The organism is Halorubrum amylolyticum, assembly GCF_004114995.1.
GTDB lineage: Archaea > Halobacteriota > Halobacteria > Halobacteriales > Haloferacaceae > Halorubrum > Halorubrum amylolyticum.
This window is the reverse complement of sequence record NZ_SDJP01000039.1, coordinates 15,571-27,484: the sequence shown is the minus strand read 5'-3', so window position 1 is coordinate 27,484 and position 11,914 is coordinate 15,571. Positions and strand designations below refer to the sequence as shown.

The window sequence follows — 11,914 nt, the reverse complement described above, 5'->3', positions numbered from 1 at the left end:
ATGACATCCTCCCCGGCGTGAACGCCGGGGTTTCCTCACGCTGGGAGTCTCGGCTATGCCGAGTCCACGGAGGCAACTTGCGGGTTCGTGTGCTCCTCGTTGGGACGGGGAGAGCGTGGTGACTCCAGCCAGTCGTGGCTGTCCCACTTGAGGCACACGGGCCGTGCCATCGGCCGTGCTACGTCTGTTTCGTGCCGTTGACGAGACACTTTGTGTCTCGTTCGCCAATCAGAACTCTCCGAGTTCTGATGACGCCTCAGGAACGTCTCGCTTGCGACGAGATCCGCGTGGCCTTCGAAGCCGCAGGTACACGTCAGCGTGTCCTGATGCCGAGTCGTGCCCTCGCTCGAACCGCAGTTCGGACACGTCTGCGAGGTCCACGCTTCCGTGCGGACTTCGACGGTTATGCCGAACTCCTCGGCGGTATCGGCGAGCCGCCCGATGAACCGCCGGAACGCCCAGAAGTTGTGCAGCTTGGCGTTCGTCCGAACCGACCAGTGTGTCTCGAGAACGTCGGTTAAGTCGCCAACGTACACCGTTGAGATGCCTTGGTCGTGCAGACGTTCGATCAGGTCCCGACAGAGCGCGTCCTGTGCGTGGTCGCGCCGTCGGGTCCGTCGCCGGTACAACGAGTCGATTTGCTTCGAACTGTACCGACCTTCCCGAAGCTTCGATTGGAGTTCGGCAATCCGTTGCGTGGTCTCGCGGAACCGCTCGAACAGGTCGCGTCCTTCGTACAGGTACTTCTCACCGGTCGTGGTCGTACAGGCGACGATGTTGTTCGCGCCGATGTCCAGAGCGGCGGTTTCGTCCGCCAGTGGTTGTGCCAGTCGAGAATTGTCGATTGTGACTGGCTGAAAGGCCCTGAACGTCTCGCTCACGTCGTCGTAATACAGTTCCAACCGGCCCTGCTTGTCGTACTTGTTCCAGTTGGGGTCGCCCCGAACTTTGAGCCGGAGGCGTTCTTGGTGTCCAAGTCCGTACTCGTCTTTCAGGTCTTGTCCAACGAGGATTTCGAGTCGGGAGTATTCGCCCCACTCGACGGAGTACGACGTGTTTCGGATGTACGTCCGCAGTTCGCGCCCCTCGTCTTGGTTGCCCCAGAATCCGGGCTTGCCGTTGGCTTCGCCCTTCTCCCGGAGTGCGAAGAACGAGCGCCACGCTTCGCGGTTCTTGCGTTCGATCTGCTGAACGGTTGACGCGCCGAGCGTACCGCCGTACCGACCGCGGTACTCGTCGATCTCCCAAACGTCGCCGTCCGGATCGTCGAAGTTGGTTCGGCGCTGGTAATTGATCTCGTTCCAGAGGGCGGCTGAAGCGTCCAACAGTCGGCGAAGTAACTCCTCGTCCTCGTCGGACTGGGGAACTACTTCGAACTCGTTGGTGCGCTTCATCGCTACTTCTGTGTACGAGCGCAACTAACATAAACCTACAGATTCTCGTAGATTCTGTGTCGAACCACGTTAACATCGAAGTGCCCGACGACGAACAGTACGAGCGCGTCAAACGCGTGAAAAACGAACACGGCCTGACGTGGCGTGGGATGTTGATCCACGCCGCCGACGACTTGGAGACTCCGGCCGGGGAGTAACCGGTGGTTCGTGTCGTCGAGTGACGCGATTCACGCCCGCCGTAAACGGCGGGACTCTCTCGCTGTTTTAGGTNTGGAGACTCCGGCCGGGGAGTAACCGGTGGTTCGTGTCGTCGAGTGACGCGATTCACGCCCGCCGTAAACGGCGGGACTCTCTCGCTGTTTTAGGTGACGCGATTCACGCCCGCCGTAAACGGCGGGACTCTCTCGCTGTTTTAGGTAGGTCCGCCCCGTCTCCGGCGGTCCCTACGCCAGCGCCGCCGCCAGCTTCTCGATCGGATGCGGCGGCTCGGCGGCGTCGCCGTCGCGATCCTTCAGCTGGCTCCGACAGGAGGCGCCGGGCGCGACGACCTCGTCGCCGTCGCTCTCCTCCACCTGATCGAACAGGATCCGACCGATCGCCTTGCTCATCGAGTAGTGCTCGGCCTCGTAGCCGAACGAGCCCGCCATCCCGCAACAGGAGGAGTCGAGCGGGTCGACCCCGTACCCCGCGCGGCGGAGCACGCCGACCGCGTGGTGGTCCTTCTTCGTCGCCTTCTGGTGGCAGTGACCGTGGTAGGTGAGCGACTCGGTGGGGGCGTCGAGGTCGATCCCCTCGTCGAGCCGGTGAGCGTCGACGTACTCCATGACGCCGTAGGTGTTCCCCGAGACGGCCGCCACGTCGACGTCTGGCACGTCGCTCGCGTCGCCGTCGAGCAGGTCGTGGTAGTCGCTCTGGAGCATCACGGCGTCGGTGGGCTCGACGACCACCACGTCCCAGTCCTCCCTCGCGTCCGGCGCGAGCGTTTCGACGGCGTCTGCGGCCGCCTTCCGAGACTCGTCGAGCATCCCCTTCGAGTGCGGCGGGCGCCCGCTCCCGGCCACGTCGGGGATCCTGACGTGGCAGTTCGCGGCCTCCAGCACGCGCACCGCGGCCTTCCCCGCGCCGGGGTTCGTGTAGGTGGTGTACACGTCGGGGAACAGGAGCACGTCGCGGTCGGCCTCGGCGCGGGGGACGCCCGCGCCGCCGCGAGCCTCGAACCAGTCCGTCAGGCTCTCCGAGCGGAACGTGGGGAGGTCCCGCTCGCCGGCGATCCCGAGGACCTTCTCCATGACGAGACCGGCGCCCGGGATCTTCCCCGGGAGGTTCGAGAGTGGCGCGAGCGTCGAGCCGATCGGCGCCAGCCGCTCGAAGTTCCCGAGCAGCCGCGTCCGGAGGTCGATCCCGTGTTCCTCGTGGTGCGCGTGCTCGACCTCGGCCTTGAGCTTCGCCATGTCGACGCCGCTCGGACAGTCCACCGTACAGCCCTTACAGCCGACGCAGAGGTCCATCACCTCGGTGACGAACTCGTCGTCGGTCGGGTCGTCGGGCAGCTCGCCGTCCATGGCCCCGCGGAGCATGTTCGCCCGGCCGCGGGTCGCCTGTATCTCCTCCTCGGAGGCGCGGTAGGTCGGGCACATCACGCCGCCCGTCGTGTCCTGCGGGCCGCGACACCCCCCGCAGCCGTGACAGAGCTCGACCATCCCCTGCATCCCGTTGTCGATCGCCCACTCCATCGCGGGGTCGAAGCCGGCGTCGTACTCGTACTCCGCGTCGAACCGGAGGTTCTCGCGCATGTCGACGTCGCCGCAGACGTTCCCCGGATTGAGCAGCCAGTCGGGGTCGAAGGCGGTCTTCAGGTCGCGGAAGGCGTCCCACAGGTCCTCGCCGTACAGCTTCCGGTTCCACTGGGTGCGGGCGCGGCCGTCGCCGTGCTCGCCCGACACCGACCCGCCGAGCCTGACCACGGCGTCGGTGACGCGGTCGGCGATGTCGACCATCGCGTCCACGTCGTCGACCTCTTTCGTGTTGATCAGCGGTCGGACGTGGAGCACCCCCGGCCCGGCGTGCGCGTAGAACGTGGCGAAGGTGTCGTTGTCCTCCAGTATCTCCCGGAACTCGCGGGTATACTCGGGGAGGTGCTCCGGCGGGATGGCGCAGTCCTCGATGAAGGAGATGTGCTTCTCGTCGGTGGTGCGAGAGAGGAGGATCGGGAGCCCGGCCTTGCGCATCTTCCAGAACCGATCGCGCTTCGCGGGGTCGTGCGCCTCCATCGCGTCGACCGCGCGGCGCGGCTGGCTCGTCGTCTCGGCGGCGCCCGCTCGCGGGTCGACCTCGGTTTCCGGGACGACCGCGTCGGCGGCGGCGTCCGCGTCGGTTCCGTCCCCGTCGGCGGCGCCCACTCGGTCCGCGATCAGGTCCGCGACCTTCCGTTTCCCCTCGGCGTCGCTGTCGGCGTAGAACTCGACGAGGAGCACCGAATCCGTCCCCTCGGGCAGCATCCCGACCACGTCCTCGAACTCCGGCGTGTCGGCCGCGAGCCCCAAGAGCACGTCGTCCATCACCTCGACGGCGGCGGGGTCGTGGTCGAGGATGGGTGCCACGTCCTCCATCGCGTCCAGCAGGTCGTCGTAGGTGAGCAGCGCCACCGCCTTCGTCGCCGGAATCTCGACGAGCGAGACGGTCGCTTCCGTCACCGTCGCGAGCGTCCCCTCGCTGCCGGCCATGAGGCGCCCGAGGTTGACGACGCCCGGCTCGCCGTACTCGCCGCGGTGCTCGGCGAGCAGGCGGTCGAGGTTGTAGCCGGAGACGTTCCGCTTCATCTCCGGGAAGCGCTCGTCGATCGCATTCGCCTCCTCGTCGAGGAGCCGGACGACCTCGGCGTGGACCCGTGGGAGGAGGTCGTCGGCGTCCGGGTCCGCGGACTCCCGTAGCTCCTCCACTGCGACCTCCCCGAAGGTCGCCACCGTTCCGTCCGCGAGCACGACCTCCAGCTCCTCGACGTAGTGGTCGGTCTTCCCGTACTTCAGCGAGTGAGACCCGGTGGAGTTGTTGCCGACCGCGCCTCCGAGCGCAGACTTGTCGCGCCACGCCGGGTCGGGCGCGAACTTCAGCCCGTGGGGCTCGACCGCGGCGTTGAGGTCGCCGACGTACGCCCCCGCCTGCGCCCGAGCGGTCTCCGCCTCGGGGTCCGTCGACAGCACCCCGTCCATCGAGTCGGTGAGATCGAGCACGACCGCCTCGTTGACGGTCTGGCCCGCGAGCGACGTGCCGCCGCCCCGCGGGAGCACCGGGATCCCCTCGGCGTAGCAGTACTCGTGGACCGCCGCCACGTCGGCGGTCGATTCCGGAATCACGACTCCGATGGGCGTGACCTCGTACGCCGAGGCGTCGGTCGCGTACAGCCGCTTCGAGTAGTCGTCGAACCGCACGTCGCCGTCGACCCGGGCCTCCAGCGCCTCGACGAGGTCCGGACGCTCCACCGCCCCGCCCGTGTAGTCGAAGTCGCCCCCGTCTCGCGGATCCGGGTCCGGCGTGTTGGTCGCCATGCGAATCCCTCACGGTCGAACTATGAAAAATCCCCTGACCCGGCCGATGGCATGGGAACGTCAGGACTCCGTCGCAAACTCGGACGGAATCCCCGGGACGCGGGAGCCGGCGCAACACACATATATGTCCCGTTGGATGATGACATATGTCAGTCGCCGACCGATCGACGTTCAAGCGCCGGCTGGACTCCCTCGGGGTGAGCGTCACCGAGGGGCCTCCAAGCGCGTGCGCGGAACTGATCGACGAGGCCGCGAGGGACCCGGCCGTCGGGGTCGCACTCGGCGGTGAGAACGACGACCCGGCCGACGCGACGGTCTCGCTCCCCGACCGGGTCGAGACCGACCCGACGATCGCCGACCTCCGCGAGGCCCACACCGGCGTCACCGCTGCCGAACTCGGGGTCGCCGCGTACGGCAGCGTCGCGATCGAGGCCGACCGGGCGGGCACCGAGCCGGTGAGTCTCTTCGTCGACCGCCACGTCGTCGTCCTTCGCGAGGCCGACCTGGTCCCGGACATGCCCGACGCGTTCGACTGGCTCGGACCGCGGGCGCGCGACGAGTCGGTCGACGTGGTGTTCGCCACCGGTCCCAGCGCGACCGCCGACATGGGCGGGCTCGTCCGCGGCGCGCACGGGCCGAAGGAGGTCCATGTGGTGTTGCTTCGGGAGGTGGACGGGGCGGCGGACGAGTCGGGAGCGGGCGAGGAGGTGACCGCCGGTGAGTAGCGACGCCGCGAAGGCCGACCGCATCCGCGAGCTGATGGCGACCGAGGGCGACGCGGTCGCCGAGAACACCCGCGGATTCAACGAAGGACGCTACGAGTCCACGGGGCGGCTCGACGGGTACGAGGACCTGAAAGACGAGGCCCGCGCGATCAAGGAGGACGCGATCGCTCGGCTCCCGGAGCTGATCGACGAGGTGACCGAGGCGGTCGAGGCGAACGGCGGAACCGTCTACCTCGCCGACGACGCGGCCGACGCGAACCGGTACGTCAGGGAGGTGGTCGCCGACGAACGCGACGCCGACCGCCTCGTGAAGTCGAAGTCGATGACCTCGGAGGAGATCGAGGTGAACGAGGCGCTCGCTGACGCCGGCGTCGACGTGGTCGAGACCGACCTCGGCGAGTGGGTACTACAGCTCGCCGACGAGGCGCCCTCCCACATCGTCGCACCGGCGATCCACAAGTCGCGAGAGGGGATCGCCGAGCTGTTCGCGGAGCGATTCGATCCGGACGACCCCCCGGAGACCGCCGAGGAACTCACGGTGTTCGCCCGCGAGCGGCTCGGCGAACTGATCGAGGACGCCGACGTGGGGATGACCGGCGCGAACTTCATCGCGGCCGACTCCGGCACCGTGCTCTTGGTTACCAGCGAGGGCAACGCCCGGAAGACGGTGACCGCGACCGACACCCACGTCGCGGTCGCGGGCGTCGAGAAGCTCGTCCCGACCGTCGAGGACTTCTCGCCGTTCGTCGAGCTGATCGGCCGGTCCGGGACGGGACAGGACGTGACCTCCTACATCTCGACGCTGACCCCGCCCGTCGACTCGCCGGTCCCCGACTTCGAGGACGACGAGGCCCGGATCGCCGCCGGTTCAGACGGCTCGATCGGCGACGGCGACGCGAGCGCCGACCCCGACCGCGACTTCCACCTCGTCCTCATCGACAACGGGCGTATGGCGATGCGCGACGACGAGGAGCTGAAGGAGACGCTGTACTGCATCCGGTGTTCCGCCTGCTCGAACGCCTGCGGCAACTTCCAGAGCGTCGGCGGCCACGCGTTCGGCGGCGAGACGTACTCCGGCGGCATCGCGACCGGCTGGGAGGCCGGCATCGAGGGGCTCGACACCGCGGCCGAGTTCAACGACCTCTGTACCGGCTGCTCGCGCTGCGTCCCGGCGTGTCCGGTCGGGATCGACATCCCGTGGATCAACACGGTCGTCCGCGACCGGATCAACCGCGGCGAAGTCGACTCCAGACAGACCGACTGGCTGTTCGAGGAGCTGGTTCCCGACGAGGAGCCCGCCGGCCTCGATCTGGGCACGCGGGTCGTCGGCAACTACGAGACGGTCGCGAAGCTGGGGAGTCTCACCGCGCCGATCGCGAACCGGCTCGCCGACGCGGGCCCGCTCCGCGCGCTCGCCGAGCGCGTGACCGGGATCGACCGCCGGCGCGACCTGCCGGAGTTCGCGAGCGAGACCCTCGTCGACTGGTTCGAGCGGCGAGGCGGCGCCGCGATCCCGGCCGACGAGGCGGCCCGCGAGGTCGTGCTCTACCCCGACACCGCGACCAACTACGTCGACGTGGATCGCGGGAAGGCGGCGGTCCGAGCGCTGGAGGCGCTCGGGGTTCACGTCCGGGTTCCCGACCTCCCGGGGAGCGGTCGCCCGCCGCTGTCGCAGGGGATGATCTCGACCGCGCGGGCGGCGGCCGAGGACGCGTACGCCGGACTCGCCCGCCACGTCGACGCCGGCCGCGACGTGGTCGTGATCGAGCCGAGCGACCTCGCGATGTTCCGGAGCGAGTACGAGAAGCTCCTCCCTGAGTCGTCGTTCGAGCGGCTCGCCGACGTCAGCTACGACGTGATGGAGTACTGCTTCGGGCTGCTGGAGAACGGCGGCGACCCGGCCGCGCTCCGGGCGCCCGCGGCGGGCACGGGGCCGGTGACCGCGGGCAAGCGGGTCGCCCACCACCCGCACTGTCAGGCGCGGACGATCGGCGTCGGCGAGCACGCGACCGCCGTGATGGAGCGGCTCGGCTACGACGTGCGCGTCTCCGAGACGGAGTGTTGCGGGATGGCCGGCTCGTTCGGCTACAAGACGGACTACTACGAGCTGAGCATGGACGTGGGCGAGCCCCTCCGCGAGCAGTTCGGCGACACCGACCGGACCGTCGTTGCGTCCGGCACCTCCTGTGGCGAGCAGCTGGACGCGCTGTTGGGGTCGCCGCCGATGCACCCGGTGGAGCTGATCGCCCCGCGAGCGTGAGCCGGGTGCCGCGACGACCGGGAGATCGGGCGACCGGACGACCGCTCCGTCTGACGGGCGTCGTTCGACAACGAACGCTTATTAGGCGCGCTCGTGACCGTATCTGATATGAACGCTGCTCCGGAGGAGATAACGTCGCTCGTCGGTCGCGAGGTGTACTCGAACAACGGCGTCTTCGTCGGCGAAATCGAGGACGTGCGCCTCGATCTGGACGCGCAGGCGGTGACCGGGCTCGCGCTCGCGGAGCTCAACCACGAGCTGTTCGCCGGACGGGTCGGCGGGAACACGGGCGTCATCGTCCCGTACCGCTGGGTCCGGGCCGTCGGCGACGTGGTGCTGATAAACGACGTGATCGAGCGGCTCGACACCGGGAGCGACGAGCCCGAGGCCGAGGCGGAAGCGGAGGTCTGACCGCCTCACGCGGGTCCGGGGGACCGCGGGGGTGAGTCGCGCGGCGTCAGAAGGGGAGCGCGTCTCGCAGGCTCGTCAGGAACCCGCCGCCCTCCCGCCGCTTGCGGTCGAACACCGGGTACAGCGCGTCGAGGAACTCCGTCTCGTTTTCGAACCGGCTCTGCGGCACCTGATCGAGCGCGTCGCCGAGCGCGATCGTCCGCCCCGTGGCGTCGTAGGGAATCTCGCGGTCGCCGAGGGCGTCGCGGATCTCGTCGGCCGTCGCCGGGAACGACACGTCCGCCTCCTCGATCCGTTCGTCGAGCACGGCGATACCGAACTCGATCGCGTCCGGCTCCGAGGAACCGCCGCCGGGTGGGCGTGCTGCCATTGCGGCGTGCTACTCGCTCGGGAGGTTTGAAACCCATGTTCGGCGAGCCCGCCGCGGGGCGTCCGAGCGGCGCCGTGGACGCGGTTACTCCGGGAGCGACTCCTCCGGCGGCGCCGCGGACGCGGTTACTCCGGGAGCGACTCCTCCGGCGGCGCCGCGTCGAGGACCGCCAGCTCGATCCCGTCGCCGGCGCGGTCGAACGCGGCGACCACGTCGCCGTCGTACGGCGGAACAGCCACGAGCACGACCGCCGCGAGGTCGTCCGTCTTCGACACGCCGAGAAACCCGTCCGGGTGCGAGACGAACCGCGCGCCCCCCCGTCCCGCGGGCGTCCCGATGTCGACGCCGAACACCGCGTTCACCGAGCCGCCGACCCCCGCGGGCGTGAAGTGGGTCAGCACCGGCGTCGCCGGGTCGAGTCCGGTCTCCTCGTCGAACTCGCCGGCTCGCGTGGTCGAGAGCCGGAGACTCGTCTCCTCCGGGTCGCGCTCGGCGGCCTGATCGAGGAGCACCGTCAACAGGTCGCGCGTGACGTGGATCACGAGCGGAGAGGCGCCGACACGGTCAGATCCCGATCGCCGAGCGAAGCGTCTGCGTGTACAGCCGGGGCGCCTTGCGGCGCGACCCGGAGAGCGCGTCCTCGACGGCGAGTGCGGCTCGCTCGTCCACGCCGACGCCGTGCCCGACGCGCACCCGCTCCGGGTTCAGTCCGGAGAGCGCCTCGGCCGGCGGCGTCAGCCGCAGCATCGGATGGACGCCGAGCCGCTCGCGCTCGCCCCGGAAGTACGGGGCGGAGCCGAGCGACTCGGGGACGATCAGCGTCTCGCCGTCGAAGAAGCCGGCCTCCTGCCACGGCGGGACCGTCGAGTCCCGGACCCGGACCGCCTCGAACCCCGAGTCCGCCAGCCGCGAACCGAACCGCTCGACGGATGCGTCCAGCTCGTCCGCGACCCCGGTCATCCACTCGGCGACGTAGACGGGGGCGTCGTGTCGGGCCGCGATCGCCGCGCTGTCGCGCTTGTGGCGGTCGAGCCCGACCGCGACGCCGGCGACCGTGCCGAGCTCCGCCAAGAGGTCGTCGACGCCGGGCGCGTCGACCGGGTCGAACACCCAGACGTCGTCCGTCTCGCTCTCCTCGTTCGGGACCGCGACCGCGTGGCTCGCCCGCTCCATCCCCTCGTCCGGGTGCGCGATCCAGCCGACGCCGCGGCCGAAGCGATCGATCTCGTGGAGGTCCGGGTCGCCGTCAGCTTTCATTCCCATAGCGCGTGTTCGGTCCCGATCCCTTTCAACCCGTCTCCGCCGGAACCGTCCGGCCCGCGCTCGTCCGGCCAGCGTACGGTTCCTTGTCCGACGCGGTCGGGCTCGCTCCGGCTTACGCCGGATCGAACAGCGTCTCCCCGTCGACCATGTGCTCCTCGACGGTGTCGAGATCGAGCGTGAGGCCGAGGCCCGGCTCCTCCGGCACCTCGATGTAGCCGTCCTCGATCACGTCCTCTTCGACGAGGTCCTCCCACCAGCCGAGCTCGTAGGAGTGGTACTCGATCGCGAGCGAGTTCGGGACGGAGGTGCCGACGTGGGCCGCCGCCATCGTCGCGATCGGGGAGGCGACGTTGTGCATCGCGACCGGGACGTAGTACTGGTTCGCCACGTCCGCGATCTTGCGGGTCTCGCGCATCCCGCCGACCTTCGGCAGGTCGGGCGCAACGATGTCGACCGCCTGGTTCTCGATGAGGCGCCGGAGCTCCGTGACGCGGTAGCGGTTCTCGCCGACCGTGATCGGCGTGGTCGTGTTCTTCGTCACTTCCTCCTGCACTTCGAGGTTCTCCGGCGGGACGGGGTCTTCGAGCCACCACACGTCGTACTCCTCGATGGCGTCCGCGAGGCGCTTCGCGGAGCCGCCCGAGAACGTCCAGTGACAGTCGAAGGAGACGTCGGCCTTGTCCTTCACGCGCTCGGTGACCTTCTCGACGATCTCCGCCTTGTGGCGGATCTCGCCGGGGCGCAGGTGGCGGTTGGCGCGGTCCTTCTCGAAGCCGCTCGGCACGTCGAGGTCGAACTTCAGCGCGTCGTAGCCCAGCTCGTCGACGACGCGCTCGGCCTCGTCGGCGCACGCCTCGGGGTCGGCCTCCTCCTCGGTGTGGCAGTCGCAGTAGACGCGCATCCGGTCGCGATACTTGCCGCCGAGCAGCTGGTAGGCGGGCACGTCGAGGATCTTCCCGGCGAGGTCGTGGAGCGCCACCTCGATCCCGGAGATCGCGGTGACGGTGACGCCCTCGACTGAGCCCTCGCCTGACATCTTCTGGATGAGGTGCTCGTAGAGGCGGTCGATGTCGAGCGGGTTCTCGCCGATCACGAACGGCTTCATGCGCTCGATGAGCTCCGGGACGCCGGCGCCCCAGTACGCCTCGCCGGTGCCGACGACGCCCGCGTCGGTGTACACGCGGACCAGCGTCCACGGGAAGTTCCCGTTGACCATCGTCGTCTGCACGTCGGTGATCTCGACGTCGCGCCCGCCGCCTCGTGAGCCCGTTGTCCCCATCGTCTCTGCGGAGAGCTCTCGCATCGTGTACTCCGCGTTCGGGTCGTGAAGCGACTCGTAGTTTCGGCTCATAGGCCTCGGTTCATTCGGAACAGGGTAAACGTTTATGTTCCTCCGGGTGACCGTCGCTCCGACGGGGCGCGGCTTCCGTCCCGCGCGAATAGGGAGTTTTTCATTGGCGTGTCCGCAACTGTCGGCATGGTCGAACTCACGGATTCGCTGAAGTGTCTCTTTACCGGAACTGTCGAGGAGCGCGGCGACGAACACGTCGTCACGATTCCCGCCACCGAGGTCGAACACGGCACGGTCGAGGCGGGCGAGTCGTACCGCGTGGCCCTGATCAAACGCGAGGGGAACGGCGCAAGCGCCGCGACCGACGGCGCCGCGGACCGAGCAGTCGCCAGCAACGGCGCGAGAGACAGCCCCGCGTCGACGACGGCGCGGCCGACGGACGACGCCGGGGCCTCCGGCCCGCCGGTCTCCGAGGGCGACGTGCGAGAGGTGACGATAGAGACGCTCGGCGACAAGGGCGACGGGATCGCGAAGATCGAGCGCGGCTACGTCGTCATCGTCCCGGACTCCGAGCCGGGCGACGAGCCGACCGTCGAGATCACGAGCGTCCGCGAGAACGTCTCGTTTGCTGAAGTCGTTGAGCAGTAACGAGTCG

Annotated in this window: 11 protein-coding genes; 5 read left to right on the top strand and 6 right to left on the bottom strand. The window is 68.9% G+C overall.

What is annotated here, in order from left to right:
- Nucleotides 1-53: 53 nt before the first annotated feature.
- Entirely contained in the window at nucleotides 54-1,394 is a 1,341-nt protein-coding gene (locus ESO89_RS16700) for an RNA-guided endonuclease InsQ/TnpB family protein (protein ID WP_128906565.1), read from the bottom strand.
- A 56-nt stretch (nucleotides 1,395-1,450) separates the two neighbouring features.
- Here ESO89_RS16700 and ESO89_RS18690 point away from each other — a divergent pair, with 56 nt between their 5' ends.
- A complete protein-coding gene (locus ESO89_RS18690; RefSeq protein ID WP_164932826.1) occupies nucleotides 1,451-1,591 on the top strand; it encodes a hypothetical protein in 141 nt (46 codons plus the stop codon).
- Between the two features lie 246 nt (nucleotides 1,592-1,837).
- Here the strand turns inward: ESO89_RS18690 and ESO89_RS16695 are convergent, their stop codons facing one another.
- A complete protein-coding gene (locus ESO89_RS16695; RefSeq protein WP_128906564.1) occupies nucleotides 1,838-4,939 on the bottom strand; it encodes an FAD-binding and (Fe-S)-binding domain-containing protein in 3,102 nt (1,033 codons plus the stop codon).
- Nucleotides 4,940-5,085: 146 nt separating this feature from the next.
- On the opposite strand from ESO89_RS16695, the gene ESO89_RS16690 reads away from it, so the two are divergent.
- The 3 genes from ESO89_RS16690 (at nucleotide 5,086) to ESO89_RS16680 (ending at nucleotide 8,335) form a co-directional block, all read left to right on the top strand.
- On the top strand, nucleotides 5,086-5,664 hold the full coding sequence (locus tag ESO89_RS16690; RefSeq protein WP_128906563.1) for an LUD domain-containing protein: 579 nt from the start codon (nucleotides 5,086-5,088) through the stop codon (nucleotides 5,662-5,664).
- Nucleotides 5,665-5,698: 34 nt separating this feature from the next.
- Nucleotides 5,699-7,924 carry an LUD domain-containing protein gene (locus ESO89_RS16685; RefSeq protein ID WP_206731786.1) on the top strand — a complete coding sequence of 742 codons (2,226 nt, stop codon included), beginning with the start codon at nucleotides 5,699-5,701 and terminating at the stop codon, nucleotides 7,922-7,924.
- Between the two features lie 108 nt (nucleotides 7,925-8,032).
- Nucleotides 8,033-8,335, top strand: a complete 303-nt coding sequence (locus ESO89_RS16680; RefSeq protein ID WP_128906561.1) for a PRC-barrel domain-containing protein — start codon at nucleotides 8,033-8,035, stop codon at nucleotides 8,333-8,335.
- A 46-nt stretch (nucleotides 8,336-8,381) separates the two neighbouring features.
- Here the strand turns inward: ESO89_RS16680 and ESO89_RS16675 are convergent, their stop codons facing one another.
- The 4 genes from ESO89_RS16675 to ESO89_RS16660 form a co-directional block, all read right to left on the bottom strand.
- On the bottom strand, nucleotides 8,382-8,705 hold the full coding sequence (locus tag ESO89_RS16675; protein WP_128906560.1) for a DUF5789 family protein: 324 nt from the start codon (nucleotides 8,703-8,705) through the stop codon (nucleotides 8,382-8,384).
- A gap of 125 nt (nucleotides 8,706-8,830) precedes the next feature.
- Nucleotides 8,831-9,247, bottom strand: coding sequence for an MPN domain-containing protein (locus tag ESO89_RS16670; protein ID WP_128906559.1), 417 nt, complete (start codon nucleotides 9,245-9,247; stop codon nucleotides 8,831-8,833).
- Between the two features lie 22 nt (nucleotides 9,248-9,269).
- Nucleotides 9,270-9,962, bottom strand: a complete 693-nt coding sequence (locus ESO89_RS16665) for a hypothetical protein (protein ID WP_128906568.1) — start codon at nucleotides 9,960-9,962, stop codon at nucleotides 9,270-9,272.
- A gap of 118 nt (nucleotides 9,963-10,080) precedes the next feature.
- Nucleotides 10,081-11,319, bottom strand: coding sequence for a mandelate racemase/muconate lactonizing enzyme family protein (locus ESO89_RS16660; RefSeq protein WP_128906558.1), 1,239 nt, complete (start codon nucleotides 11,317-11,319; stop codon nucleotides 10,081-10,083).
- A gap of 126 nt (nucleotides 11,320-11,445) precedes the next feature.
- Between ESO89_RS16660 and ESO89_RS16655 the strand changes: the two genes are divergently transcribed.
- Entirely contained in the window at nucleotides 11,446-11,907 is a 462-nt protein-coding gene (locus ESO89_RS16655) for a TRAM domain-containing protein (RefSeq protein WP_128906557.1), read from the top strand.
- The last annotated feature ends 7 nt before the right edge of the window (nucleotides 11,908-11,914 follow it).

Bases quoted from the DNA above. Each gene is read 5' to 3' on its own strand.
- ESO89_RS16695 (WP_128906564.1), bottom strand. From the start codon at position 4,939: ATGGCGACCAACACGCCGGACCCGGATCCGCGAGACGGGGGCGACTTC.
- ESO89_RS16655 (WP_128906557.1), top strand. From the start codon at position 11,446: ATGGTCGAACTCACGGATTCGCTGAAGTGTCTCTTTACCGGAACTGTC.
- ESO89_RS16675 (WP_128906560.1), bottom strand. From the start codon at position 8,705: ATGGCAGCACGCCCACCCGGCGGCGGTTCCTCGGAGCCGGACGCGATC.
- ESO89_RS16660 (WP_128906558.1), bottom strand. From the start codon at position 11,319: ATGAGCCGAAACTACGAGTCGCTTCACGACCCGAACGCGGAGTACACG.
- ESO89_RS16690 (WP_128906563.1), top strand. From the start codon at position 5,086: ATGTCAGTCGCCGACCGATCGACGTTCAAGCGCCGGCTGGACTCCCTC.
- ESO89_RS16680 (WP_128906561.1), top strand. From the start codon at position 8,033: ATGAACGCTGCTCCGGAGGAGATAACGTCGCTCGTCGGTCGCGAGGTG.
- ESO89_RS16665 (WP_128906568.1), bottom strand. From the start codon at position 9,962: ATGAAAGCTGACGGCGACCCGGACCTCCACGAGATCGATCGCTTCGGC.
- ESO89_RS16700 (WP_128906565.1), bottom strand. From the start codon at position 1,394: ATGAAGCGCACCAACGAGTTCGAAGTAGTTCCCCAGTCCGACGAGGAC.
- ESO89_RS16685 (WP_206731786.1), top strand. From the start codon at position 5,699: ATGGCGACCGAGGGCGACGCGGTCGCCGAGAACACCCGCGGATTCAAC.